The sequence below is a fragment of the Pseudomonas saponiphila genome (assembly GCF_900105185.1).
Classification (GTDB): domain Bacteria; phylum Pseudomonadota; class Gammaproteobacteria; order Pseudomonadales; family Pseudomonadaceae; genus Aquipseudomonas; species Aquipseudomonas saponiphila.
This window is the reverse complement of sequence record NZ_FNTJ01000002.1, coordinates 1-25,890: the sequence shown is the minus strand read 5'-3', so window position 1 is coordinate 25,890 and position 25,890 is coordinate 1. Positions and strand designations below refer to the sequence as shown.

The 25,890-nt window shown below is 64.2% G+C and carries 22 protein-coding genes and 3 pseudogenes; 7 read left to right on the top strand and 18 right to left on the bottom strand.

The genetic code is table 11. The features are described 5' to 3' along the window. Positions 1 to 9 precede the first annotated feature (9 nt). Positions 10 to 795, bottom strand: a complete 786-nt coding sequence (locus BLV47_RS21965) for a transporter substrate-binding domain-containing protein (protein ID WP_060841653.1) — start codon at positions 793 to 795, stop codon at positions 10 to 12. 254 nt (positions 796 to 1,049) lie between these two features. Between BLV47_RS21965 and BLV47_RS21960 the strand changes: the two genes are divergently transcribed. From BLV47_RS21960 to BLV47_RS21935, 6 genes are all read left to right on the top strand, one after another. Further along, entirely contained in the window at positions 1,050 to 1,754 is a 705-nt protein-coding gene (locus BLV47_RS21960) for a FadR/GntR family transcriptional regulator (RefSeq protein ID WP_092317432.1), read from the top strand. A 120-nt stretch (positions 1,755 to 1,874) separates the two neighbouring features. Further along, positions 1,875 to 2,204 (top strand): thioredoxin TrxA, encoded by a 330-nt coding sequence (trxA, locus tag BLV47_RS21955; RefSeq protein ID WP_060841651.1) that lies wholly within the window; start codon positions 1,875 to 1,877, stop codon positions 2,202 to 2,204. 246 nt (positions 2,205 to 2,450) lie between these two features. Next, entirely contained in the window at positions 2,451 to 3,710 is a 1,260-nt protein-coding gene (gene rho / locus BLV47_RS21950) for a transcription termination factor Rho (protein ID WP_016967176.1), read from the top strand. A 125-nt stretch (positions 3,711 to 3,835) separates the two neighbouring features. Next, positions 3,836 to 5,302, top strand: a complete 1,467-nt coding sequence (gene ubiD / locus BLV47_RS21945) for a 4-hydroxy-3-polyprenylbenzoate decarboxylase (protein ID WP_092317429.1) — start codon at positions 3,836 to 3,838, stop codon at positions 5,300 to 5,302. Beyond that, positions 5,302 to 6,270 carry a CDP-6-deoxy-delta-3,4-glucoseen reductase gene (locus tag BLV47_RS21940; protein WP_092317426.1) on the top strand — a complete coding sequence of 323 codons (969 nt, stop codon included), beginning with the start codon at positions 5,302 to 5,304 and terminating at the stop codon, positions 6,268 to 6,270. The genes ubiD and BLV47_RS21940 overlap by 1 nt, the downstream gene beginning before the upstream one ends. A 212-nt stretch (positions 6,271 to 6,482) precedes the next feature. After that, on the top strand, positions 6,483 to 7,142 hold the full coding sequence (locus BLV47_RS21935; RefSeq protein ID WP_092317423.1) for a gamma-glutamylcyclotransferase: 660 nt from the start codon (positions 6,483 to 6,485) through the stop codon (positions 7,140 to 7,142). A gap of 6 nt (positions 7,143 to 7,148) precedes the next feature. On the opposite strand, the pseudogene BLV47_RS35655 reads toward BLV47_RS21935, so the two are convergent. The 5 genes and pseudogenes from BLV47_RS35655 to BLV47_RS21915 form a co-directional block, all read right to left on the bottom strand. Next, a pseudogene (locus BLV47_RS35655) lies at positions 7,149 to 7,268 on the bottom strand (flagellar basal body-associated protein FliL); the annotation flags it as partial. Positions 7,269 to 7,352: 84 nt separating this feature from the next. Beyond that, positions 7,353 to 8,102: an IS21-like element IS1474 family helper ATPase IstB gene (istB, locus tag BLV47_RS21930; RefSeq protein ID WP_062838242.1), complete on the bottom strand. Its 750-nt coding sequence runs from the start codon at positions 8,100 to 8,102 to the stop codon at positions 7,353 to 7,355. Continuing rightward, positions 7,990 to 9,675, bottom strand: a complete 1,686-nt coding sequence (gene istA, locus BLV47_RS21925) for an IS21 family transposase (protein ID WP_062838241.1) — start codon at positions 9,673 to 9,675, stop codon at positions 7,990 to 7,992. Before istA ends, istB begins: the two co-directional genes overlap by 113 nt. A 157-nt stretch (positions 9,676 to 9,832) precedes the next feature. Next, entirely contained in the window at positions 9,833 to 10,402 is a 570-nt protein-coding gene (locus BLV47_RS21920) for a flagellar basal body-associated protein FliL (RefSeq protein ID WP_244168943.1), read from the bottom strand. A 119-nt stretch (positions 10,403 to 10,521) separates the two neighbouring features. Then, entirely contained in the window at positions 10,522 to 11,499 is a 978-nt protein-coding gene (locus BLV47_RS21915) for an NADPH:quinone oxidoreductase family protein (RefSeq protein ID WP_092317420.1), read from the bottom strand. A gap of 158 nt (positions 11,500 to 11,657) precedes the next feature. On the opposite strand from BLV47_RS21915, the gene BLV47_RS21910 reads away from it, so the two are divergent. Next, positions 11,658 to 12,065 carry a flagellar basal body-associated protein FliL gene (locus BLV47_RS21910; protein ID WP_092317417.1) on the top strand — a complete coding sequence of 136 codons (408 nt, stop codon included), beginning with the start codon at positions 11,658 to 11,660 and terminating at the stop codon, positions 12,063 to 12,065. 101 nt (positions 12,066 to 12,166) lie between these two features. On the opposite strand, the gene BLV47_RS21905 is transcribed toward BLV47_RS21910, so the two are convergent. The 12 genes and pseudogenes from BLV47_RS21905 to BLV47_RS21845 all read right to left on the bottom strand — a co-directional run bounded on the left by BLV47_RS21905 (position 12,167) and on the right by BLV47_RS21845 (position 25,798). Continuing rightward, the gene (locus BLV47_RS21905; RefSeq protein ID WP_092317414.1) at positions 12,167 to 13,285 is read right to left on the bottom strand and encodes an ABC transporter permease; all 1,119 of its coding nucleotides are present in this window, start codon (positions 13,283 to 13,285) and stop codon (positions 12,167 to 12,169) included. After that, a complete protein-coding gene (rbbA, locus tag BLV47_RS21900) occupies positions 13,285 to 16,005 on the bottom strand; it encodes a ribosome-associated ATPase/putative transporter RbbA (RefSeq protein ID WP_092317411.1) in 2,721 nt (906 codons plus the stop codon). Before rbbA ends, BLV47_RS21905 begins: the two co-directional genes overlap by 1 nt. After that, positions 16,002 to 16,967, bottom strand: a complete 966-nt coding sequence (locus BLV47_RS21895) for an HlyD family secretion protein (RefSeq protein WP_092317408.1) — start codon at positions 16,965 to 16,967, stop codon at positions 16,002 to 16,004. The genes rbbA and BLV47_RS21895 overlap by 4 nt, the downstream gene beginning before the upstream one ends. A gap of 419 nt (positions 16,968 to 17,386) precedes the next feature. Beyond that, on the bottom strand, positions 17,387 to 17,632 hold the full coding sequence (locus BLV47_RS21885) for a DUF2274 domain-containing protein (RefSeq protein WP_000108283.1): 246 nt from the start codon (positions 17,630 to 17,632) through the stop codon (positions 17,387 to 17,389). Then, positions 17,629 to 18,909, bottom strand: coding sequence for a TraB/TrbI/VirB10 family type IV secretion system protein (locus BLV47_RS21880; protein WP_003092274.1), 1,281 nt, complete (start codon positions 18,907 to 18,909; stop codon positions 17,629 to 17,631). The genes BLV47_RS21885 and BLV47_RS21880 overlap by 4 nt, the downstream gene beginning before the upstream one ends. Positions 18,910 to 18,911: 2 nt before the next feature. Further along, positions 18,912 to 19,904, bottom strand: a complete 993-nt coding sequence (trbG, locus tag BLV47_RS21875; protein ID WP_000776560.1) for a P-type conjugative transfer protein TrbG — start codon at positions 19,902 to 19,904, stop codon at positions 18,912 to 18,914. Beyond that, the gene (gene trbF, locus BLV47_RS21870; RefSeq protein ID WP_001211312.1) at positions 19,901 to 20,605 is read right to left on the bottom strand and encodes a conjugal transfer protein TrbF; all 705 of its coding nucleotides are present in this window, start codon (positions 20,603 to 20,605) and stop codon (positions 19,901 to 19,903) included. The genes trbG and trbF overlap by 4 nt, the downstream gene beginning before the upstream one ends. 18 nt (positions 20,606 to 20,623) lie before the next feature. Then, positions 20,624 to 21,991: a P-type conjugative transfer protein TrbL gene (gene trbL / locus BLV47_RS21865; RefSeq protein ID WP_001000746.1), complete on the bottom strand. Its 1,368-nt coding sequence runs from the start codon at positions 21,989 to 21,991 to the stop codon at positions 20,624 to 20,626. Continuing rightward, positions 21,988 to 22,315, bottom strand: a pseudogene (locus BLV47_RS21860) (hypothetical protein). The gene trbL and the pseudogene BLV47_RS21860 overlap by 4 nt, the downstream one beginning before the upstream one ends. Before the next feature lie 12 nt (positions 22,316 to 22,327). Continuing rightward, positions 22,328 to 23,014, bottom strand: a complete 687-nt coding sequence (gene trbJ / locus BLV47_RS21855; RefSeq protein ID WP_143038306.1) for a P-type conjugative transfer protein TrbJ — start codon at positions 23,012 to 23,014, stop codon at positions 22,328 to 22,330. Between the two features lie 52 nt (positions 23,015 to 23,066). Further along, positions 23,067 to 25,516 (bottom strand): annotated as a pseudogene (trbE, locus tag BLV47_RS21850) (conjugal transfer protein TrbE). A gap of 12 nt (positions 25,517 to 25,528) precedes the next feature. Continuing rightward, entirely contained in the window at positions 25,529 to 25,798 is a 270-nt protein-coding gene (locus tag BLV47_RS21845; protein ID WP_003092280.1) for a VirB3 family type IV secretion system protein, read from the bottom strand. Positions 25,799 to 25,890 lie beyond the last annotated feature (92 nt).

The window sequence follows — 25,890 nt, the reverse complement described above, 5'->3', positions numbered from 1 at the left end:
GGTGGGCGGTCAAAGGTCGGCCGGCAGCGGCTCCTTGAGCCACTGCTGGGAGTTTTTCTCCAGAGCGCCGTCGGCCTTGGCGGCAGTGAGGATCTGGTTGACCTTGTCCAGCAGCTCCGGCTGGTTCTTGTTGACCCCGACGTAGACCGGCGAGTCCTTGAGCTTGATCTTCATCGCCGGGATGCGCTTCGGGTTGCGCTGGCTGATGGCGACCATCACCACGTTACCGCTGGCGATCAGGTCGACCTGGCCGGCGAGGTAGGCGGCGATGGTCGAGTTGTTGTCCTCGAAGCGCTTGATGGTCGCGCCCTGGGGCGCCACGGCGGTCAGCTCGATGTCTTCGATGGCGCCACGGGTGACGCTGATGGTCTTGCCCTTGAGGTCGTCGAGGCTGGCGATGGCGGCATCGGGCGGGCCGAACACCGCGAGGTAGAAGGGTGCGTAAGCCCGAGAGAAATCGATGACCTTTTCCCGTTCCGGGTTCTTGCCGAGGCTGGAAATCACCAGGTCGACCTTGCCGGTGGTGAGGAATGGAATGCGGTTGGTGCTGTTCACCGGGGTCAGTTCCAGCTTGACCTTGAGCTGTTCGGCCAGCAGGCGGGCGGTGTCGATGTCCAGGCCGCGGGGCTGCATGTCCGGGCCCACCGAACCGAACGGCGGGAAATCCTGGGGCACGGCCACCTTGAGGGTGCCGCGGGCGATCACGTCGTCCAGGGCACTGGCCTGGGCCGGGGCCTGGCTCAGCAGCAGGCTGGCGAACAGGGCAGAGAGCAGGGCGCAACAGCGTTTGGTCATGGCGAATCTCCGCAAGTCTTGGGAAGTGAATGCTGTGTGGCGACAGAGCACAGGCCATGCCAATACATGGAAAAGGCCGTGGATACGCGGTTCACCGTGGTCTTTTCGGTCTTACTGGTCTGAACAGTTGGGCGTTTTTTCGCACCTGGATCGAGCATCGCGGGACAGCACCGAACCCCTGTGGGGCACGACTTGCCGGGTTCGGCGAATAGCTTTACAAGGGAGCTTTTCCTGCACCGGTCAGCCGCCCATCCATGAATTCGATCACCCGTGCCGTACCCGAACTGGCCCTGCAAGCCATTCGCCAATTGATCATCGAACGGGGCTTTGGCCCGGGGGATGCGCTGCCCTCGCAGCGGGAGCTGGCGGTGCAATTGGGGGTCAGTCGGGCGTCGCTGCGCGAGGCTCTGTCATCCTTGAGTGCCCTGGGGATGATCAGTGTGCAGCCGGGCAAGGGGGTGTTCGTCCAGGTGCCTGAAACGGTTCCGGCCGGTGCCGGATTGAGCTGGCCGTTCGCCGCCCAGGCCTCGCCGGTGGATATCTTTCAGCTGCGTTATGCCCTGGAGGGGTTCGCTGCGGGCCTGGCGGCGGTGACCCTGACCGCCGATGAGCTGGATGCCCTGGAAGACAATGTGCAGGCCATGCGCAGTGAGTTGCGGGCCGGGGATTTCGAGGCGGCGGCGCGGCTGGACTTCGAGTTTCACCAGAAGATCCTCCTGGCCAGCGGCAATCAGGCGATGCTGAGCATCCTCAGCGCCAGTGCCGAGATCTTCCTGGAGAGTCAGAAGCTACCGTTCATCCGACCCGAGCGGGCCATGGAAACCTGGCAGGAGCATCGCAAGATCCTCCGGGCCCTGGTCCGGCATGCTTCCGGAGCGGCGCAAAAGGCCATGCAGGAGCATGTGCGCAATGCTGCCCTGCGCACTGGAATCGCCTTTGTGACCCCCGCGTCTGCCTGAGCTGAGCTATACCCAAACTCATGGGGCACCATAGTGAGAGTCAATCATCTCCGGCTTCCTGAACGCGGGAAGGGCAGATATGATGGGCCACGTTTTTTTGCTTACAACCTGGAGAATTCCATGAGCAGCGATCTTATCAAACACGTCAGCGACGCCAGCTTCGAGACCGACGTACTCAAAGCCGAAGGCGCTGTACTGGTCGACTACTGGGCTGAGTGGTGCGGCCCATGCAAGATGATCGCTCCGGTTCTGGACGAAATTGCTGAAACCTACAAAGGCAAATTGACCGTTGCCAAGCTGAACATCGACGAAAACTCGGAAACCCCGGCCAAGCATGGTGTGCGTGGCATCCCGACTCTGATGCTGTTCAAGAACGGCAATGTCGAGGCCACCAAGGTCGGCGCACTGTCCAAGTCGCAACTGGCCGCTTTCCTCGACGCCAACATCTAAGCGTCGATTTCAGTGCCCTGGAAAAGCCCCGCAAAATGCGGGGCTTTTTCGTGATCGAGGGCTAGACGCTCCGAAACTCAGGTGTTACATTCGGCCCCGCACTGGTTTCTCCAGTGCCCCCTGCAAGCCGTCGCCGACGCTCTCCTTTTCGAATAAGTACGCGATCCTGTCGCCTTCTCCGCGGCGCGGCCTCATTAAGCCAAAAGCTTAATTTCCCCCCTCTATAAATGATTACGTCATTCCTATATGAATCTGACTGAACTCAAGCAAAAGCCGATTACCGAACTGCTCGAATTGGCCGAACAGATGGGCATAGAAAATATGGCCCGTTCGCGCAAGCAGGACGTGATTTTCTCCCTGCTGAAAAAGCACGCGAAAAGCGGTGAGGAAATCTCCGGTGATGGCGTGCTGGAGATCCTCCAGGACGGCTTCGGCTTCCTTCGCTCCTCCGACGCCTCCTACCTGGCCGGCCCGGACGATATCTACGTCTCGCCAAGCCAGATCCGTCGCTTCAACTTGCGCACCGGTGACACCATCGTTGGCAAGATCCGTCCTCCCAAGGAAGGCGAGCGTTACTTCGCGCTGCTCAAGGTCGATACCATCAACTACGACCGTCCCGAGAACGCCAAGAACAAGATTCTGTTCGAAAACCTGACGCCGCTGTTCCCGACCGTGCGCATGAAGATGGAAGCCGGCAACGGTTCCACCGAAGACCTGACCGGCCGTGTCATCGACCTGTGCGCGCCGATCGGCAAGGGCCAGCGCGGTCTGATCGTTGCTCCGCCGAAGGCGGGCAAGACCATCATGCTGCAGAACATTGCGGCGAACATCACGCGCAATAACCCGGAAGTTCATCTGATCGTGCTGTTGATCGACGAGCGTCCGGAAGAAGTGACCGAGATGCAGCGCACCGTGCGTGGCGAAGTGGTTGCTTCCACCTTCGACGAGCCGCCAACCCGTCACGTGCAAGTGGCCGAGATGGTGATCGAGAAGGCCAAGCGCCTGGTCGAGCACAAGAAGGACGTGGTGATCCTGCTGGACTCCATCACCCGTCTGGCCCGTGCCTACAACACCGTGATCCCGAGCTCCGGCAAGGTCCTGACCGGTGGTGTCGATGCCCACGCCCTGGAGAAACCGAAGCGTTTCTTCGGCGCCGCGCGCAACATCGAAGAAGGCGGCTCGCTGACCATCATCGCTACCGCGCTGGTTGAAACCGGCTCGAAGATGGATGAAGTGATCTACGAAGAGTTCAAGGGTACCGGCAACATGGAGCTGCCCCTGGACCGCCGTATTGCCGAGAAGCGCGTATTCCCGGCCATCAACATCAACAAGTCCGGCACTCGCCGTGAAGAGCTGCTGACTGCCGATGACGAGCTGCAGCGCATGTGGATCCTGCGCAAGCTGCTGCATCCGATGGATGAAGTCGCTGCCATCGAGTTCCTGGTCGACAAGCTGAAACAGACCAAGACCAACGATGAGTTCTTCCTGTCGATGAAGCGCAAGTAAATCGATCAGGCCAGCAAGAGCCGGGGAAACCCGGCTTTTTGCTATCTGACATTCTCTATTCTGAACCTGTGGGTTCGGCGCTAAACTGCCTGCCCCGAATGCCACGGCGAAAACGAGGCTCACGCATGCAGTATCGCGACTTGCGCGACTTTATCAGCGGCCTGGAACAGCGCTCGGAACTCAAGCGCATCCAGGTCCCGGTGTCCCCAGTGCTGGAAATGACCGAGGTCTGCGATCGCACCTTGCGCGCCAAAGGCCCGGCCCTGCTGTTTGAAAACCCCACCGGTTACGACATTCCCGTGCTCGGCAACCTGTTCGGCACCCCCGAGCGCGTGGCCCTGGGGATGGGCGCCGATGCGGTCAGCGAGCTGCGCGAGATCGGCAAGTTGCTGGCCTTCCTCAAGGAGCCGGAGCCGCCCAAGGGCTTGAAGGATGCCTGGTCCAAGCTGCCGATCTTCCGCAAGATCATTTCCATGGCGCCCAAGGTGGTCAAGGATGCGGTGTGCCAGGAAGTGGTGATCGAGGGCGACGACGTCGACCTGGGCATGCTGCCGGTGCAGACCTGCTGGCCCGGTGACGTCGGGCCGCTGATCACCTGGGGCCTGACCGTGACCAAGGGGCCGAACAAGGACCGGCAGAACCTGGGCATCTATCGCCAGCAGGTGATTGGCCGCAACAAGGTGATCATGCGCTGGTTGAGCCACCGTGGCGGCGCGCTGGATTACCGCGAGTGGTGCGAGAAGCACCCGGGCCAGCCGTTCCCGGTGTCCGTGGCCCTGGGCGCGGACCCGGCAACCATTCTCGGCGCGGTGACCCCGGTGCCGGACAGCCTTTCCGAATACGCCTTCGCCGGCCTGCTGCGGGGCAACCGCACCGAGCTGGTGAAGTGCCGCGGCAACGACCTGCAGGTTCCGGCCTCCGCGGAAATCGTTCTCGAAGGGGTGATTCACCCCGGTGAAATGGCCGATGAAGGTCCGTACGGCGACCACACCGGTTACTACAACGAAGTCGACAGCTTCCCGGTGTTCACCGTGGAGCGCATCACCCATCGCATCAAGCCGATCTACCACAGCACCTATACCGGGCGGCCACCGGATGAGCCGGCGATCCTCGGCGTGGCGCTGAACGAAGTGTTCGTGCCGATCCTGCAGAAGCAGTTCCCGGAGATCACCGACTTCTACCTGCCACCCGAGGGCTGCTCCTACCGCATGGCGGTGGTGACCATGAAGAAGCAGTACCCGGGGCACGCCAAGCGCGTGATGCTGGGTGTCTGGTCGTTTTTGCGACAGTTCATGTACACCAAGTTCGTTATCGTCACCGACGACGATATCAATGCCCGGGACTGGAACGATGTGATCTGGGCCATCACCACGCGCATGGACCCCAAGCGCGACACGGTGATGATCGACAATACCCCGATCGACTACCTCGACTTCGCCTCGCCGGTATCCGGCCTGGGTTCGAAGATGGGGCTCGACGCCACTCACAAGTGGCCCGGAGAAACCACCCGAGAGTGGGGCCGGGTCATCGTCAAGGATGAGGCGGTCACCCGCCGGATCGATGCCATCTGGAATCAGTTAGGAATAGATTGATGCGTGTAACCTTGCAGCCCTCCGGAGCGGTGCTTGAGACGCTGCCCGGCGAGCGGATTCTCGATGCGGCGCGGCGCCTGGGCTATGAATGCCCGCAAAGCTGTCGCAATGGCAACTGCCATGTGTGTGCGGCGCTGCTGGTGGAGGGCAGCGTGCAGCAAGCCGGCGATGTGCGTGATCACGGCGAGTTCTACACTTGCATTGCAGAGCCGCTGGAAGACTGCATCGTGCTGTGGGATGGCGTCCTTGCGCTGGGAGAGTTGCCGGTGCGCAGCCTGTCGTGTCAGCTCACTGAATGCCTGGAAGTCGGCGGCGATGTCTGGCGGGTCAGGCTGCGGGCTCCGGCCGGCAAGCCACCCCGCTATCACGCTGGCCAGTACCTGATGCTGGAACGCGATAACGGCGAGAAGTCGGCGTTCTCCCTGGCTTCGGCGCCCCATTGCGGGCGGGACCTGGAGTTGCACGTGCTGGTGCGCGAAAACAGTGCGCAAAGCCTGATGCAGCAGCTGCAACGCGAGCGCATTGCGCGGGTCGAGATGCCGTTCGGCGATACCCACCTGGCCGAGCTGCCGGACGGTCCGCTGGTGCTGATCGCCGCCGGGACCGGCATGGCGCAGATGCACAGCCTGATCGAGCACTGCCGGGCCAAGGGCTTCAAGCACCCGGTGCACCTGTATTGGGGCGTGCGTCGGCCAGAGGACTTCTACCAGCTGGAACACTGGGATGAATGGCAGCAGTTGCCCAACCTGTACCTGCACAAGGTGGTCAGCGACCTGTGCGGCTGGGAGGGACGCTGCGGCATGCTGCACGAGGCGGTGTGCGAGGACATCACCGATCTGTCGGCGGTGCACGTCTATGCCAGCGGCTCGCCGGCCATGATCTACGCCACCCTGGACGCGCTGGTGAATGCCGGGATGGACGCTCATCAGATGCGGGCCGACGTGTTCGCCTACGCTCCGCGCCCCTGACTGCATCTGGTCGGGGCTGTCCGTTATAACTCTGTATATAGCCCATCGGTATTTATCTAATTAAATAAATACCGGTAGGTTATATATAAGCCTCCAACTTGAGTGCTGCTCTAGTGGCACTTAACTTGCCTTGAAACTTATGTGTCTTGCAGTTACTTCCAGGCGTTCTATTAAGTAACTTCTTTTACGCGGGGAGCCGAACGCTATTCGCCATGACAGCCCTTGAATCCAGTTATCTGAATCTGGCTTACCCTCCGCGGCTCGATCTGGGGCCGCAGCTGACCCACGAACAACTTCGCAGTTCCATGCAATCCACCATGGCCCGGCACAAGGGTGGTCCGGTCTGGCTGTTCGCCTACGGTTCATTGATCTGGCGCCCGGAGTGTTCGGCGGTCGAGCGCATGCGCGGACGGGTGCATGGCTATCATCGCGGTCTGTATCTGTGGTCACACGAGCATCGCGGCACGCCGGAAATGCCGGGCCTGGTGTTCGGCCTGGATCGTGGCGGCTCCTGCAGCGGCTTCGCCTACCGGCTGCCGGAGGAGCATCTGGACGCCTCGTTGTATGCCCTGTGGCAACGTGAAATGCCTTATCCCTCTTACCGTCCGCACTGGCTCAACTGCCGTCTTGAGGATGGTAGCCAGGTCCAGGCCCTGGGATTCGTGCTGGAGCGGCACCTGCCCAGCTATGCCGGCAATCTGCCGGATCATGTGCTGAGCCAGGTGTTCGAGAGCGCTTGCGGGCGTTATGGCACCACCCGCGATTATGTCGAGCAGACGGTCCAGGCCCTGCGCAGCCATGCCATGCCGGATCGCAATCTGGAGGCGCGGCTCAAGCGCTGCAAGTCTTCAGGGGCCGTGGCTTCGGCTTGAGCCGGCTCAACTGCCGTCGCCCGGCAGCAGGTGCTCCTGAATCTTCTGGCTGTGGGCCTTACGCAACTTTCCGTGGTCGTCGAAGCGCAGCACTATCAGCCAGTCGTACACCGATTCTGCGGATTTCGGTGAACGTGACCGAGCGTTTCGCTAATACGTGACCGGTGCTTCCACCCCGGTTGCGCGGGTTCTGGATTGTAATCGCATCGGTCACGATGCGGCTTGTTCCTCGGCTTTTTTTCGGCGCAGCGACTCGCCTTTCATCGTCAGTCGGTAGGCGTTGTGCACCAGGCGGTCGAGGATGGCATCGGCCAGGGTCGGGTCGTTGATCCAGCCGTGCCAGTGCTCGATGGGCAGTTGGCTCGTCAGGATGGTGGAGCGGCTGCCAGCGCGGTCGTCGATCACCTCCAGCAGGTCATGCCGGGCTCCTTCCTCCAGCGGGGCTAGCGCCCAGTCGTCCAGCACCAGGACGTCGACCTTTGCCAGCTGTTGCAGGGTACGGCCGAAGCTGCCGTCGCCATGAGCGATGCGCAGTTGTTCCAGCAGGCGCGGGGTGCGCAGGTACAGGGTGCTATAGCCCTGGCGGCAGGCCTGGTTGCCCAGGGCGCAGGCCAGCCAGGTTTTGCCGGCACCGGTCGGGCCGGTCAGCAGCAGGTTGTGCTGCTGGCGGATCCAGTCGCCACTGGCCAGGGTGGCGATCAGACGCTCGTCCAGGGCGCGTCCGGTGCGGCGGTCGAGATCTTCCAGGCAGGCGTTGGCGTACTTGAGCTTGGCCTTCTTGCGCAGCCGTACCAGGCGCTGGTTGTCACGCCAGGCCAGTTCGCGGTCGAGCAGTAGGCCGAGGCGTTCATCGAAGCTCAGGCTGTGGCTGGCCGGCAGCGTCCATTGCTCTTCCAGGGCGCGGGCCATGCCGTCCAGGCGTAGCTGGTGCAGTTGATTCAGGGTGTGTTGCGGCATCATCGAACAGCTCCTGTTGCGGGGGTTGGTAGTAGTCGGCGCCACGGACGTTCTCGTGGTCGCCGGGTAAGGTCGTTTCGGCGGCACGCTGGGGCAGCGGCTGTTGATCCAGGCCTTGCTGGAGCAGGTTGCGCACGCTGCGCCCGGTGAAGGCGCGCAGGTGTACGGCACGTTCGGCAGCGGCTTCCAGGCGTGCATTGCCATAGCGCCGGGCCAGCGAGAGCAGGCCGAGGCAGGCGCGGTAGCCCATCTCCGGGTGCGGCTTGTGGGTCAGTTGGTGATCGATCAGTTGGCGCGTGTAGGGGCCGATCCGCGCGCCCCAGTCGAGCAGGCGTTGTGGCGTCCATTCGCGATGCGCCTGGTGCGCCGCGGGCATGTGCTCGCGCTGGGTACTGTAAGCGCCGCGTCGCCCCAGCAGCAGGTGGCTGGCCACCCGCCGGTTGCCATGCAGCACTTCCAGGGTGTGTGCCGTCAGTCGCACGTCCACGTTCTGCCGGGCCAGGGCGGAGGGCACGCTGTAGAAGCTGCCATTGACCTCGATGTGGTAGTCGATGCTGACCTTGCAGCGCTTGAAGGTGGCGACCTCGTAGGGATGCACCGGCAGCGCTCGCAAGGCCGGGCGATCCAGGCGCTCGAACCAGTCGCGCCGGCAGCCATCGAGCCGCTTGAACGGGCGCCGATTCAGATCCTCCAGCAGCTCGGCGATGGCCTGGTTAAGCGCATGCAGGCTGAAGAACTGCCGATGGCGCAGCCGCGCCATGATCCAGCGCTCGACCACCTGCACCGCCACCTCGGCCTTGGCCTTGTCCTGAGGCTTGCGTGGCCGTGCCGGCAGGATCACCGTCTGGTAATGACGCGCGCACTCCAGCGTGGCCCGGTTCAGGCCCGGCTCGTAGCGATCCGGCTGGGCGACCAGGGCGCGCGGATTGTCCGGCACAACCATTTCCGGCACGCCGCCAAAGTAGGTCAGAGCCTGGCCCAGCGAGGTCAGCCAGTCCACCTGGGTTTCGCCTGGCGTCGCGCAGGCATAGGTGTAATTCGAGGCGCCCAGGGCGGCGACGAAGATGTGCGCCCGGCGCACTTCGCCGGTGGCCGGGTCGACCACCGGCAGCGTCGGCCCGGCATAGTCGATGAATAGCTTCTCGCCCGCACGGTGCAGCTGACGCATCGAACGTTTGAGCGTCTGGGCGTAGCGCCGGTAGTGCTCGACGAACTGGGTGTAGCGGTAGGTCGGCTGGCCCGCATGCGCGGCGAGATATTCCTCCCACAGCAGCTGCAAGGTCACGCCCTTGCGTCGCAACTCGCGGTGGATGCTCAGCACATCGGGCAGCACTCGCTCACCGCGCGGCTTGTTCGTCGACGTCGGTGCAAACAAGGCGGCCGCCAGCGCGGCCTCGTCCATGGCCACCAGCGCCGGCCAGTCCAGCCCGGCCACCCGCGCCGCCGCGATGTACTTGCTAACCACGCCCTTGGACAGCTGCAAGGCACGGGCAATCTTCTCGTGGGACAAGCCGGCCTCAAACTTGAGGCGCAGACATTCTTTGATGTTTCGCATGGCTACTCGCGGCGCCGCCATCTTCCTCTCCCGAAATCGGTCGAGGATGGCGGCGCATCAGGTCATGCGCAACGAAGGGGAAGGCTTTCGCTAAGTCGTGACCGGCGATTTCGGTAAGCCGTGACCACCTGTTTCGGAACAGGCGGAAAATCGGTCACGTTGCTACCGAAATGAGCGGTCACGCGTTAGCGAAATGACCGGTCACGATCAACCGAAACGGCCGGTCACGGTGCTCCGAAATCCGCACCGATTCCGGCCAGGACTTGGCTCCGACCAGGGCTTGGGCGTCGCCGCCAAAAGCATTGATCAGTTGAAAGATCTTGCCGTGGTGCCAGGCAATCAGCAGCACCTGGGCCTGATTGTCCTTGCTCAGGGATTTGACCAGCTTGTCCACCTGCTTGTCGGCATAGGGCTGCTCGATACCGAGCTTCAGACGCTGGGCCAAGGGTTCCAGGGTCAGCCGTGGCCGCGCGCTGTCCGGCGTATCGCTGGTGGCGATCAGACGCTGAGGCACCAGGCTCTGGCCGTCCAGTTGCAACGGGTCAAAATACCTGGCGTAGGCTTGGGCACGCTCTTCACCCCTTGGGCTCAGGCCGCTGCCCTGGTCCGGTTTCTCGGCGTGGCGGACAATCAGTACCGTGGCGTTGCGCAGCCCATTGGCATCGGCCTGAGCCGGCGCCTGGGCGCCGATGATCAGTCCGGGCAGGGCCAGCAGCCCCAGTAACAGTTTGCGTAGCATCGTGCTCATCATTCGTCCTCGGGTTGGCAAGGGATTCGCCGCAGCGGTGCGGCGAGCCTGTCCATCAGTGAAGACGAAAATCCCCGGGACAACAGGGCCCGAAGCATTTTCCCGGGGCCGCCACAGGCTCAGCGGACTTGCACCACCACCTTGCCCACCGCCTTGCGCTGCCCCAGATCATCGATGGCCCGGGCAGCTGCCGTCAGAGGATAGACCTGGGATACCAGCGGCTTGAGCTTGCCCGCGGCGAACCAGCCGAACAGCTGCTGGAAGTTCGCCGCGTTGTCCTGAGGCTGGCGCTGAGCGAAGGAGCCCCAGAACACGCCAACCACCGCCGCGCCCTTGAGCAGTGCCAGGTTCACTGGCAATTCGGGAATGCGTCCGCTGGCAAAGCCCACCACCAGCAGGCGGCCATTCCAGGCGATGGAGCGCACGGCCTGATCGAACAGGTCGCCGCCCACCGGGTCGTAGATCACGTCGGCGCCGTTGCCATCGGTCAGGCGCTTGACCTCGTCCTTCAGGTTGCTTTCGCTGTAGTTGATCAGTTCATCAGCGCCGGCGGCCTTGGCCACGGCGAGCTTTTGCGCGCTGCTGGCGGCGGCGATCACCCGGGCGCCCATGGCCTTGCCGATTTCCACCGCCGCCAGTCCGACTCCGCCCGAGGCGCCGAGCACCAACAGGGTTTCACCGGGCTGCAGGTTGCCGCGCTGCTTGAGGGCATGCATCGAGGTGCCGTAGGTCATGCTGAAAGCGGCGGCAGTGTTGAAGTCCATGGCGGCGGGAATCGGCAGCACGTTGTAGCCCGGCACCGCCACCTGTTCGGCAAAGCTGCCCCAGCCGGTCAGGGCCATGACCCGCTCACCGACCTTGAGATGGCTGATCTTCTCGCCCACCGCACTGACGATCCCGGCCGCTTCGCCACCCGGGGAGAAGGGGAAGGGTGGCTTGAACTGGTATTTGCCCTCGATGATCAGGGTGTCCGGAAAATTCACCCCAGCGGCATGCACGTCCAGGAGGATCTCGTTCTTCTTCGGCACGGGACTTGCGACCTCTTCCAGCACCAGTGTTTCGGCGGGGCCGAAGGCTTTGCACAGCACGGCTTTCATCAGGGCTATTCCTTTGGGGTTGGTGGCCGATAAGTGTAGGAGTGTGAATCAGGCGGTCAACGAGCATGCCCAGCCCTGATGGGCAGCCATAAGCTTGTGCTTGGGCTCAGGCGGGCGGGCCTTTATGCTAGGCCGCAAACCGGATTAAGGAGCGAATTGTGAAAGCGTGGATCATGTTGCTGCTGGCCCTCTCCCTGCCGATGGCAGCGGTGGCCGAAGAGGCCAAAGAAGGCGAAGCACCGAAAGTCAGCTACATCAGCCTGAGCCCGCCCTTTGTCGGCAACTACGGCCTGGATGGCGGCCCCAAGCTCAAGGTCTACAAGGCCGATGTGGCCCTGCGAGTAACTGGCGATGCCTCGGCCCAGGCGGTCAAGGCCAATGAGCCGCTGATTCGCAATCAGCTGGTGGCGCTGTTTGCCCAGCAGACCACCGAGACCATGAACAACGTCGAGGCCAAGGAAAAGCTGCGCCAGGAAGCCCTCAAGCAGGTGCAACAGGTGATGAACGATGAAACCGGCAAGCCGGTGGTGGAAGACCTGTTGTTCAACAACCTGATCATCCAATAGACCCGCCCGCTGTAGGAGCCGGTTTGCCAGCGAAGACGTCCGAGAGGGCGATACAGGGCTGAGGCCCCTTCGCCGGCAAGCCGGCTCCTACAAGGCGTGGCTCACGAGGCCAGGCTCTTGCGAAAGCGCGCCAGGGCAATGGTGAAGAACAACAGGCCGATCGTCGCCAGGGCCAGCAGGTCGGGCCAGACCACACTGACTCCCGCATCACGAAACAGGATCGCCGCGCTGAGGCTGACGAAGTGCGTGGATGGCGAGCCCTGCATCACCCATTGCAGCCACTGCGGCATGCTGTCCAACGGTGTGCTGCCGCCGGACAGCAGCAGCATCGGAATGATCACCGGGATCGCCAGCAGGCCGAATTGCGGGGTCGAACGGGCCAGGGTGGCGAGGAAGATTCCCAGGGCGGTGCTGGCGAACAGATACAGCGCCGTGACCATCAGGAACAGCCCCATCGAGCCCGCCAGCGGCACGCCCAGCACGCCCTTGACGATCACTTCCAGTGATATCCAGGTGCACAGCACCACCACCAGCATGTTGCTCCAGACCTTCGCCAGCATGATTTCCAGCGCCGTCAGCGGCAGCACCAGCAGGTGGTCGAGGGTGCCGTGCTCGCGTTCGCGCAGCAGCGCGGTGCCGGTGAGGATGATGGCCAGGATGGTGATGTTGTTGACGATCTGGATCACCGCCAGGAACCAGCCGCCTTGCAGATTGGTGTTGAACAGGGCGCGGGTGGTCAGCAGGGCCGGGGCCTTGCTCGCGGTATCCGCCTGATTGGCATAGTTGAGCAGCTCACGCTGGAAGATCCGACTGATGTAGCCGGCGCCCATGAACGCCTGGCTCATGGCGGTGGCGTCGACGTTGACCTGCACCGCCGGCTGGCGGCCGGCCAGCAGGTCACTCTGGAAGTTGGCGGGAATGTTGATCACGAAGGTGTACTGGCCACTGTCCATGACGTTGTCCAGCTGGTCGTAGGGCAGGGCGGCCGGGACCTGGAACTCCGGCGGTTGCAGGGATTCTGCCAACTGTCGCGACAGTGGGCTGTGGTCCTCGTCCACCAGGGCCACGCTGGCATGGTGCACGCCGATGACCGAGCCGGCCGCTGGCAGGTAGATGGCCACGGTGAAGGCGTAGAACAGGAACAGCAGCAGGACACTATCGTGGCGCAGGCTGGTGAGCTCCTTGAACCCCAGGCGCAGGATATGGGCGAGCCGGTTCATCAGACCTCCTGCTTTTTCAACATGACCAGGCTGAGCCCGGTGAAGCCAAGGAAGAACCCGATCAGGGCCAGGCATTGAGGCCAGAGCTCACGCAGGTCCAGGGCCTTGGTGAAGGTGCCGACGGCAATGTCGAGGAAGTGCCCGGCGGGGAACAGCTGGCCCATGATCGCCGCCGATCCATCCAGGGACGAGCGCGGCACGATCAATCCGGAGAACTGGATGGTCGGCAGGCTGGTGATGATCATGGTGCCGAGGATCGCCGCGATCTGGGTGCGGGTGAAGGCCGAGATCAGCAGGCCCATGCTGGTGGTGGCCAGCACGTAGAGCACCCCGCCCAGGGCCAGGGTCAGGCCGCTGCCCTTGAAGGGCACGCCGAACAACCAGCGGTTCATGGCCACCAGCAAGCCCAGGTTGATCAGGCTCACCGCCAGGTAGGGCGCCTGCTTGCCCAGGAGAAACTCCAGGCGGGTCAGGGGCGTGGCATAGAAGTTGGTAATCGAGCCCAGTTCCTTCTCGCGAACGATACCCAGGGCGGTGAGCATGGCCGGAATGAACGCCAGGATCAGCGCCATGACCCCTGGCCCGATGGCGTTGACGCTGACCACGTCCTGGTTGTAGCGAAAGCGCGTTTCCAGCTTGGCGGCAGGCCTTGAGTTCAGTGCCGGGCTGCTGTGTTCGGCCAGGAGTTCGAGGTTGGCCTGGTGTACCGCCTCGACGTAGTTGCGGCTGGTTTCCGCGCGAAACGGCATGCCGCCGTCCAGCCAGGCGGCCACTGTCGGCTGGCGCCCGGCATACAGATCGCGGCCAAAGCCGGGCGGGATCTCCAGGGCCAGCTTGATCTCCGAACGTTGCAGGCGTCGGTGCAGTTCAGGGGCGCTGCGGATGCTCGGTTTTTCCTCGAAGTAGCGTGAGCCGCGAAAAGCCTCCAGGTAGGCGCGGCTTTGCGGCGTCTGGTCCTGGTCGTAGACGGCGAAGGCGAGCTTTTCCACATCCAGGGAAATGCCGTAGCCAAAGATCACCATCATGAAGATCGCCCCCAGCAGGGCAAAACCCAGGCGCACCTTGTCCCGCAGCAGTTCCTTGCCTTCGCGGGTGGCCACCGCCAGCAGCCGGGCCAGGCTCAGGCCCGAGCGTGGAGGGGCGATGGCGTGGCTGGCGGCTGCCGCCGGAGGCGGCGCTGGCGCTGTATCTGCGGCGCCTTGAGCTTCTTCCAGGCAGCGGACAAAGGCGGCTTCCAGGGTGTCGCCGGCAAACTGCTGTTGCAGCGCCGCGGGCGTATCACAGGCCAGTACCTTGCCGGCGTGCATCAACGAAATGCGGTCGCAGCGCTGGGCTTCGTTCATGAAGTGAGTGGAGAGGAAGATGGTCACGCCCTGTTCCCGGGACAGTTCGATCAGCAGGCGCCAGAAGTCGTCACGGGCGGCCGGGTCGACCCCGGAAGTGGGCTCGTCGAGGATCAGCACTTCCGGACGGTGCAGCACCGCCACTGCCAGGGACAGGCGCTGGCGCAGGCCCAGGGGCAGGGCGCCGGACTGTTGCTCGGCAATCGCCCCGAGATCGAAGCGCTGGATCAGTTCCTCGATGCGCGGGCTGCTTTCCGCCGGCGGCAAATCGAACAGGCGGGCGTGCAGGTCCAGGTTCTGCCGCACGCTGAGCTCGCCATACAGGGAAAAGCTCTGGGACATGAAGCCGACCCGTTTGCGGGTGGCCAGGTCCTTGGCGTCCACCGGGTTGCCCAGCAGTTTGGCGCTGCCTTCGGTGGCGGGCATCAGCCCGGTGAGGACCTTCATGGTGGTGGTCTTGCCGCAGCCGTTGGAACCGAGGAAGCCGAAGATTTCTCCGCGTCCGATGGCGAAGCTGACTTTATTGACCGCGGTGAAGTCGCCAAAGCGCAGGGTCAGTTCGTGGGCCTCGATGGCGATGTCGTGGTTGTCGCCGGAGCGGGGCGGGATGACCAGCGGTTGATTGTCATGGCCCGTGTCGCCCTGGAAGTGGGTGAAGGCGTCATCCAGCTTGCCGCTGGTCGTCACTTTCGCCAGTTCCTGGCTCAGGCCCTGGGCAATCATCCGGCCTTTGTCGAGCATCAGGCAGTGTTCGAACTGCTCGGCTTCTTCCATGTAGGCGGTGGCCACCAGCAGGGTCAGTTGCGGACGCTGTTGGCGCACGTCTTCCACCAGTTCCCAGAAGCGCCGCCGGGACAGCGGATCAACCCCGGTGGTGGGCTCGTCGAGAATCAGCAGGTCCGGTTCATGGATCAATGCGCAGCACAGGCCGAGTTTCTGTTTCATCCCGCCGGACAGCTTGCCCGCCGGACGCTCGGCAAAGCGCAGCAGGTCGGTGGCCAGCAGCAAGCTGTGCATGCGCTGTTCGCATTCGTCACGGGGCAGGCCGAACAGGGTGGCGAAGAAGCGGATGTTTTCGCTGATGGACAGGTCGGGGTACAGGTTGCCCCCCAGGCCCTGGGGCATGAAGGCGATGCGTGGATAAAGACTGCGGCGGTGACGGCGCTGGGAAATCGCCCCGCCGAGCACCTCCAGCTCACCCTGCTGGAGCTTCTTGACCCCGGCGATCAAGCCCAGAAGGCTGGACTTGCCGGCGCCGTCGGGCCCGATCAAACCGCAGCGGGTGCCCGCTGGCAGGTTGAAGCTGATATCGATCAGGGCCTGCTGTGAGCCGTAGCGATGACCAATGCCGCTGGCTTGCAGCGCCAGGCCGCTCATTTCAGGTTAGCCGGCCAGTCCACGGGAGCCGTGCGCACATAACCGGCACCGGGCATTCCCGGCTTGGCCTGGGGCACGGCGGCAGGTTGAGTCAGGCGCACCTTGACCCGAAACACCAGCTTCTGGCGCTCGTCTCGGGTTTCCACTTCTTTGGGGGTGAACTGGGACTTGGCGGCGACGAAGCTGATCTTCGCCGGCAGTGGCTGGTTGGGCAGAGCATCGAGGAGGATTCGCGACTCATCGCCAACGGTCAGGCGACCGGTCACCGAGGCCGGCAGATAGAGGTTCATGTATTGATCGTAGGGGTCGATCAGCAGCAGCACCCGGCCGCCGGCCCCCAGGACTTCGCCGGGCTCGGCCAGGCGCAGCTGGATGATGCCGTCGATGGGCGCCCGCAGGCTGCTGTCGTCGATCTCGCTGGTGAGCTGGGCAACTTGGGCCTGGGCGGCGCCAACAGCGGCCTTGACCGCGGCAACCTGGGCTTGGGCTGCCTGTACGGCGGCATTTCCGGTGTTCAACCGAGCCTGTTGTTGATCGATGATCTGCTGGCTGGCGAAGCCGCGGCGGAACAGTTCCTGGGAGCGCTTGAGCTCCTGGTTGGCCAGCAGTTGCTCGCTCTGGCGCAGTTGGACGTTGGCTTCGGCGGCCGACAGGTTTTCCCGCGCCCGCAGCACTTCGGCCTCGGCCTGGTTGCGCTGGGCCTCCAGGGTGCGGGTGTCCATGCGGGCCAGCAGTTGTCCCTGGAGCACCTTGTCGCCTTCGTTGACACGCACTTCCGCCAGGCGTCCGGGGATCTTGCTGGCGATCTGCACCTCGGTGGCCTCGAGACGGCCATTGCCCATGCTCAGGCCTTCCGGCAGGCGATCCTGGAGCGACTTCCAGTAGCCGAAGCCACCAGCGGCGAGTAACAGAATCAAGAGGGAAACAGCGAAAATGCGGGAAGAACGGTGGTTCGTCGACATGAATTCTGCGTCCTGCGGCAATAGCGCCCAAGTCTGACAGAGCCAGGCTCTCGCCCGCTTGATGCTCGTCAAATGAAAGGGGCAAGACTAAACCTATTGTCCGCAGGCTGCATGGCGATCGGGGCAAAAAAGTGCCGGTGTCAATTCTTTCGCGCAAATCAAGAAGGACTTGAAACCGTATATGGGACAGTAGGTTAGCTCCTTTCGGGGCCGCTTAGAAGAAGAGCGGCGTTGTCGGCTAGGAGCGACATAGGAGCGTTGGGAGAGAAAGCCGCATCGCACTGTGTAGTGCTGGATTGCCGAGGAACGGCGGGCCTGTCGCATCATCATAGCCCAACAGGCTCGGCGGCATCCAGAATGAAGAACGCGCAGCCTGGGCTGCGCGTTCGATGGATGCCGTTGAATAGCATGCGGTGCAATCATGGCGGCTTCGGTGGTGTGCTGCGGGTCGCCGTGCCCTTCCTGAATCCTCGATCCCCCGCCATGAACGCTTCCAGCATATGCGGGATCAGCGTCGCCGCATCAACGGCCTCGCCATACGCCTGCGCGTGTAGCGCGGCGTAGCGGTCGAGGTCGACTTTCAAGCTGGTCGGGCAAACGAAAGTCAGCTTGGTGCTCTCGGTCTTCGGCAGCGGGCCGAGCCGCAGCTTCTTGGTCGTGCTCATCGTGAAGTCCCCCGGTTGAAGAACAGCGGCTGGTACGGCCGCAGCACCAGATCCCGGTTGACGATGATGCGAACCGGCAGGCCCGGCCGTTGCGTTAAGGTCGGCTGGATGTTGAGGTTGCGCCGGGTCATCTCCTGGCCGACCTGATTGATGCTGTCCTGCGCGCTGTCGCGCCCAGCGATGATGACGCGATCACCATCCTGCCGGTTCTCCGGCGCGGCCAGCTCGGCACCGACGCCCAGCAGCGTGGTGAGTGCCGCACCGGCAAAGATGCGGCCCCAGTGGTAGTCCACATCGTCCTCCAGCCCGGCATAGCCGGCTGGGTCGGTGCCGGCCAGGTTGTCGAGCGTGAGCGAAGACGTGTCCGGCAGGATGATCCGGTTCCAGACGACTTGAACGCGGCTCTGCCCGTAGCTGACCTGGCTGTTGTATTTGCCCAGGATGCGCGAACCCTGCGGAATCAGCAGGAAGCGCCCGGTGGCTGTGTCATAGACCGGCTCCGTCACCGTGGCGATCACGTCGCCGGGCAAGTCCGACTTGATGCCCGTCACCAAGGCACCTGCGACCACTGTTCCGGCCATAACCTGATACGGCGAAATTGGCAGAGTCAGATTGCCGGAATTACGGGTTTCAGTGGGGCCAGCTTTCATGAAAGCCTCTTTCTGGTCTTGCCGGTTTTGCACCGCTGTCGGGTCAGCAGGTTGGGCCGCCGTGGAGGCCGGCCCGGCCGCCAGCGGGTCAAACGCCGCATTGGCGGCGAAGCCCGGCGCAGCGGCCACCTGTGTCTGCGCTACCGGCGCCGCATTCTGCCCACCCGAGCGGAAGAACACGGACGAGGCCGCGGCCGCCTCGGCTTCTTTTCGCAGGGCATCGTTCGGGTCGTGACCGGGGGCCGCGTAGGCAGCCGTCGCCGGTTGCTGCGACTTCACGATAGCCGGGCCAAGATCGCCCGGCAGCGGTGGCCCTAGTTCGGGAACGGCAGGCAGCAACGCCGGCGGCAGCTTGGAATAGTCCGTCGGCAGCGCATCCAGTCCTTCCGACTTTGACACGCGATCGACGTTGTAAAGCTCGGTCTGCTCGCCTGTGCTGCGTCGATGAGGTTGCAGCGACCACATCAGCGCGCCGAGCACGGCGACCGCTAGGACGCCGGCAAGGATGGCCAGCGAGCGCCGGTTCAGGCGTGTGACTGGACGCGGCTGGGCGCGCAGCGCCACTGCCTCCGGCGCCACCTTGTCCGCCTGCGGCGCGGCAAGGTCGGGAGTGTCATCCTGGCTCATGGTCAGTTCCTCCGTGCAACACCATCGGTGCGCTCGATCCGCACCACGTCGCCGCCATCGCCGCCCAGCCGCAGTTCGGCCGCGCCGAACAGGCGATCCACGACGTAGTACGGCGAGCGAAAACGGTAGTTCACCAGTTGCCCGTCGCCCTGCGCGCCGATGACAAACAGCGGCGGCAGCTCGCCCTGGGCGATGCCCGGCGGGAACTGGATATAGACCTTCTCTCCATCATCGAAGGCGCGCAGAGGCTTCCACGGCGGGTTGCTGCCCGATACCGCGTAGCGGAAGCGGATCTTGTCCAGCGACAGGCCCGTATCGACAGGCGTTGTTGCCTGCGCTGCCTGCGCCTGGCGCTGCAACGCGAGCATTCGGTCTTTCGGATAGTCCCAGGACACCGACGCCATCCATGCCCTCTCGGTCGAGGTCAGCTCCAGCAGGTAGGTGCGCCGACTGGTGGTGATGACGAGATTGGTTTTCAGACCGGAGCGGATAGGCTTGACCAGCACATTGACGCGCAGATCGGCCCCGCCGCCGCTGGACGTGTCGCCCACGATCCAGCGCACGGTATCGCCGGCGGCGACCGTTACCAGTTCCTCGCCCGGTTGAAGCGAAACCACCGTCACGCGCCCCGGCGACGCATAGACCTGATAAAGCGCGCCATCGGTGAACGGCCACACCTGAATCGCGTTGACGTAGCCCTCACGGGTAGGCGCGATACGCGCTTCTGCATTGGCACGGGAAACGCGCACCTTTTCGTCGGCCGGCTCCGGCGCAACGGGGGCCTCATCGAGTTCCGGCAGGGGCTTCAACTGCGCCGGCAGCGCCAGCGGTTCAGGGACGGCGACGACTTCGACGGGCTTGGGCGGTTCGGGCAACGGCTGGGCCAGCACCGTCTCGTCGAGCGAGATGGATGGCGGCGGCTTCCCCTGCGAGGCGCAGCCCGCGAGGGCCAGCAGCGTCAAAGGAACAACGTAAAGGCGGAAACGAAGTTTCATGGTTTGGCTCCTTCGGAAGAATCCAGTTCGCGGCTCCATGACAGGCCGTTGACGTAGATACCCAATGGGTTCTTGAGCAGGCGCTGTTCAGTACGCGGGGTTTGCAGGACGGTCGAAAGCACGGCGTTCCAGCGTTCGGTGCCGGCGGGCGCACCGTTGACATAGCGCTGCTCTGTCCAGCGCACGTTGAAAGACGTGTCGCTCGCGCGAACCACGCTGGTGATTTGCACCGTTACCGATTCCTTGCCGATGCGGGCGAATGGGTCATTGGTGCGGGCGTAGTCGTTGAGCACCGCCGCGCCCTTGTCGGTGGTGTAGTCGTAGGCATCGAGCCAGTTCTGCCGCACCACGATGGGGTCGATGGACAGCGAGCGAACCAGCGTCACGAAGCGCGCCAGGTGGTGCGCGATCTGCGCGTCGCCGGGCCGGTACGGCGTGGCGGCCTCTCCCACGGCGCGCACCTGCCCGGCTTGATCGACCTCGATGACATAGGGCGTCACGATGGACTGCGCCGAGCGCCACACCAGGCCGCCGGCCATCAACAGCGCGAGCACTAGGCAGCCGAAGGCCATCAGGCGCCAATTCTTCGCCTGCACGCGGGCGGAGCCGATACGGTCGTCCCACACCTGGGCGGCGGCTTGATACGGGGTGGCAGGCTGCGGCGTATCGGCGTAGCGCACCTGCGGTCGTTTGAATCGCATGGGTGTTCTCCTTGAAGGTTAGGTATCGGAATCCCGCAGGCTCGGGCCTTGCCCGGAGCCGCCGCCGTCGCCGCCGCGCAGCGTGTGGGCGGCAGTGGTCGCGGCATGGGTAGCCTGCTGGCGGCGGTGCATCCGCTTGGCCCAGGCCGGTTGCTCTTGCTTCTGCGAGCCTGCGGTGCCGTCTGCGGTCTGGCCGGGGCCAGCACCGTCGCTGCCGGCTTCTGTGCCGTTCCAGCCAGCGCGGAAGGAGTCGGCCACCTTCTGCCCAACAGCGGAAGCACCAGAGGTGACGCTGCGGCCTGCGGCTTGTGCGCCAGTCTTGGCGACATTGCCGAGGCCAGCCGCCGCGCCCTTGGCACCGCCGCCGGCCGCAGCGGAACCGGCCTGGAACGCCGATCGGGCACTGCCGGCCGCCGAAGTCGCGGCACGCGCACCGGCACCGGCCAGCTTTGCGGCCGCCGGGGCCATTCGTGCCCCGGCCATGACGGCGCCGCCCACGCCCGTTACGGCGGCGCCGATGGCAACGCCGGTGCCGACAGCCCCGACCGCAGCACCAGCCATCGCGCCCGCACCAAGCTGTGGCGCACCGGACACCAGGCCGGTGGCGATACCGGGGCCGAAAATGCCCAGCGCCAGCAGCGCGAGCGAGGCCAGCATCACGACCAGCGCGTGGTCGATGGATGGTTCGTCGGGATGCACCTGGAACTCGGCGAACAGGCCTGAACCGATGCCGACGATGACGGCCAGCACCAAGACCTTGATGCCTGACGACACCACGTTGCCTAGCACCTTTTCCGCGAGGAACGAGGTCTTGTTCCAGAGTGCAAACGGGATCAAGACGAAGCCGGCGAGCGTAGTCAGTTTGAACTCGATCAGCGTGATGAAAAGCTGTACGGCCAGCACGAAGAAGCAGAGGATCACCACCAGCCAGGCGATGAACAGAACCACGATAGGGTCGATGTTCACGAACACCTCGGGGAACCCAGCCATGTCCCCGATCTGTTCCAGAATCGGCGCGGCTGCGTCGATGCCGGTCTTCGCCAGCCGGCCCGGCTGAAGGAAGTTCTCCATCGTGATGGCCGAGCCGGTAGCGGTAATTCCCAAGCCGGCGAACGAGCGGAACACGATGCTCGCCAGCCAGTTGAAGTTGCCGATGATGTAGGCGAACGCGCCGACACAGAGCACCTTGCGCAGCAGCTTGGCGATCACGTCGTCGCCCTGGCCGGTGGCGTGGCTCATGGCCCAATACAGGCCAGCGATCGTCATGTCGATGACGATGAGCGTGGCGGTGAGAAATGCCACTTCGCCCTGCAATAAGCCGAAGCCCGAGTCGATGTAGCGCGAGAACGTATCGAGGAAACGGTCGATGATGGTCACGTCGTTCATGGCGAATCCTCGGGCGGAGTGAGCGGAACGGCGCCCTCTGGCAATTCATCTGCGGGCGTATCGAAGCTCGGCGGAATCGGCGGGAGTTCAGCCAGCGAGTTGTATTCATCCGGCCCGGTATGGCCGGCGAAGAAAGCGCCGCCGGAAGGCTTCAGCGGCGGCGCGGCAGGCATCCTCGCCCACGGCCTGCCGGTCGGCCGCGCATTGCCCGCGCAACGCCTTGAGCCGCACCGGATCTGCGGCCAGGGCGTCGGCCAGGTTCTCGGCCGGCTGCTGGCCGCACGCGGTCAGCAGCACGGCCATCAGGACGGAAGCGCATCGCATGGCCGCCTCCGGTCAGTTGTTATAGAAGTTGACGGACTGCGGCGTGTACGGCGTGCCGGTGCCCAGAAAGCGCCGCCGCACTTCGCGGGCGCGCTCCATAGCCGCCGCTTGCCGCGCCAGTTCCAGTGAAGCGGCCCGGTCTTGCGTGATCTGGAGCTGCTGCGCCTGGATCGACTGCTTGGCCTGCAAAGCCAGGAGCTGGTTCGTCGCCTGCATCGCTTGCAGCGCGCCGGTGGCCGACTGGCTCTGGCTCACGAGATCGGCCAGCGCGCTTTCGTCTTGGGCGAGGTTCTGCGACACCTGCGCCTGCATCCGCATCGCGGTGTGCAAGCCGTTCAAGGTGTTCTGCCAGCGTTCGCGGGCGTCCTGTGCCATGCGGTCGCCGCTGATGGTGGCGGCGTACTGTTCCGGGTACAGGCGGGCGAACGTGGCATCCATGCTCTGCACGTCGTAGGCCAAGCCGCGCGCCTCGGCGATCAGGCGCTCGGTGGTGGCGAGCGTCGAGCGCAGGCGGTTGACGATGTTGAAGTCGAGATTTGCCAGGTTCCTGGCCTGGTTCATCAACATCTGCGCCTCGTTCTGAAGCTGGTTGATCTGGTTGTTGATCTGTTCCAGCGTGCGCACGGCGGTCAGCGTGTTCTGCACGAAGTTGGACGGGTCGAACACCGTCAGCGCGGATGCGGGCTGCACGGCCAGCAGCGATACGACAGCACGGCAGCGAGTGAGACAGAGAGCAAACGGGGCTTGGTCTTCATGGTGAAACCTCCAGCGGTTGAGAAGCGAGAAAGGAAGCTGCCGGCCGGAGCGGACGGCAGCAGGTCGGCGGCCCAGCCGAGGCCGCGATGGCGCAGCCACGCGCCGGCGAAGCCGGGAGCGCCGGCCTGCGTCAGCACGCGGTCAATATCGCGTTGGTCTTGAGGGGTGGATGCGCCCGCGAATGCGAGCGCGACAGGCCCCAGGTCGAGGTCGAACAGGCGATTGCCGAGGCGCGACTGGTAGTTAGTAATCGCGCTTGGGCTGTGCGGTCGCCACGATCTCAATCTGGCGGCTGTTCAAGCCGAAGCCTTCGTAGATCGTGCGAATCTGCGGCTCGGTGGCCTGCGGGTTAGGTAAGAAGATCCTGCTCGCGCAGCTTTCGATGATGGCTGGCGCGATGGTCGAGTCCTTGATGTCGGCCAGCGACTGCGTGGCAAGATGACGCTGACGTTCTTTTTTCTGAGCGTCTTGAGCCATTGCCGGATGCGGGCGCGAAGGACGGCTCATCGAGGAACAGCCACGCTTCATCGAGGATCAGCAGCGTGGGCGCGCCGTCAAAACGTTCGTCGAAGCGGGCGAACAGGTAGCGCAGCACTGCTTGCACGGCGGCGGGCTGTGCATCAGTTCTTCCATCTCAAAGCCCTGCACGTCGGCCATGCCCAGCCGGTCGTGGTCAGCGTCCAGCAGCTTGCCGTGGGCGCCGCCCAACACATAGGGCGCGAGCGCTTGGCGCAGCGCGTTGGACTGCAATAACACCGACAAGCCGGTCATGGTGCGCTGCTCCACTGGCGCACCGGCAAGGCTTCGCAGCGCCGACCAAATGGCAGCCTTCTCGTCCGGGCCGACCGTCACGCCTTCGTGCAGCAGCCGGCCCTCCACCCATTCGGCGGCCCAGGTGCGGTAGCCCTCGTGGGCTATTCGCGCGAGTGGCTGGAAGGCGATGCCGCCATCGGCACCGAGGTCGTAGTGCTCACCGCCAAGGCCGAGGATGGTGGCGCGCATCGAGCGCCCCATGTCGAAGGCGAAGATCCGCGAGCCGAAGTAGCGCCGGAACTGCATGGCCAATATGGCGAGCAGCACCGACTTGCCCATGCCGGTCGGCCCGGCGACAAGGGTGTGCCCCACGTCGCCGATGTGCGTCACCAGCCGGAACGGCGTCGCGCCATCGGTGCGGGTGACGATCAGCGGCGGGCCATCGAGGTGTTCGTTCTTCTCCGGCCCAGCCCATACCGCTGACATCGGCATCATGTGCGCCAGGTTCAGCGTCGAAACGATGGGCTGACGCACGTTCGCGTATGCGTTGCCGGGGACGGACGACAGCCAGGCATCGACTGCGTTGAGGGTTTCGGGGATGGTCACGAAACCCCGGCCCTGGATGACGCGCTCCACCATGCGCAGCTTCTCGTCGGCCACGGCCGGGTCGGCGTCGAGCACCGTCACCGTGGCGGTGAGGTAGCCGAAGGCGACTTGATCGCTGCCCAGCTCCTGCAAGGCGGCATCGGCGTCGGCGGCCTTGTTGCTGGCATCGGTATCGACCAGCGGGCTTTCCTGCTGAAAGATCGTTTCGCGCAGCAGCGCGATGACGTTCTTGCGCTTGGCGAACCATTGGCGCCGCAAGCGCCCCAATTCCCGTTCCGCCTCGGCTTTGTCCAGGCACAGGAAGCGCGTACTCCAGCGATACGCAAAGCCCAGGCGGTTGAGGTCGTCCAAGATCCCCGGCCAGGTCGAGGTCGGGAAGCCTCGTACCGACACCACGCGCAGGTGCTGATCGCCCAGCATGGGCGCCAGGCCGCCGACCAGCGCGGCATCGGCCAGCAGTGCGTCGATATGGAACGGCACGTCGGGCACGCCGACGCGATAGCGCCGCGTGGAGACTGTGGCATGCAGGTAGGTCAGCGTCTGGCTATCGTCCAGCCAGGCAATCTCCGGCATCACACCATCGAGCAGGTCGAACACGCGATCGGTCTCTGCCACGAAGGAATCAAGCCGACCACGCCAGTCCACACCTCAGTGGGCCGGTTCTCGTACAGCATCCCAGCCGCACGGGCGCGAGACTCTTGCGGCGGTAGGTGTTGCAACGTGAAGTGATAGACGCTCTCGAAATGGCCATCCGACTCCTCGAACGCCGCGCGTCGCTCCTCATCCACCAGCCAGGACAGTGGTTCGGGAAAGGAGGATTGCGGATAGCTCGATGCCCGCATCCGCTCGGCCTCGATATAGAAGGCCCAGCCAGACCCGGTACGGCGAAGCGCGTTGTTCTGCCGCGCGCCGACGTGGCAATCAGCTCGCCCTGTGTCGCACTGTCCAAGTCGGGGCCGCGAAACTGGAACGTGCGTTGAAACGAACCATCTTTGTTCAGCACAACGCCCGGCGCGACCAGCCCGGCCCAGGGCAGCAGTCGGCAAGCAAGGCCGGGCGCTGACGATATTCGGCAAGGTTCAGCATGGCGTCCTCCCCTCACACGTCCAGAAGCGGGCGGTGTTTGATATGCCGCGCGAAGACCTGCATGAACTGCGGATCGACGCGCGCACCCCATACGGCCAGCGAGTGGCCGACGATCCAGAGCACCACGCCGGGAATCCACAGTTGCAGGCCCAGCCCGACGGCGGCGGCTAGCGTGCCGTTGGCAATCGCCACGGTGCGCGGCGCACCGCCCAGCAGGATCGGCTCGGTCAGCGAGCGATGCAGCGGCACTTCAAAGCCCGGAAGATCGGTGGCCTTACTCATACGACGGCCCCTCCGGAGAAGCTGAAGAACGACAGGAAGAACGAGGACGCGGCGAACGCGATGGACAGGCCGAACACGATCTGGATCAGCTT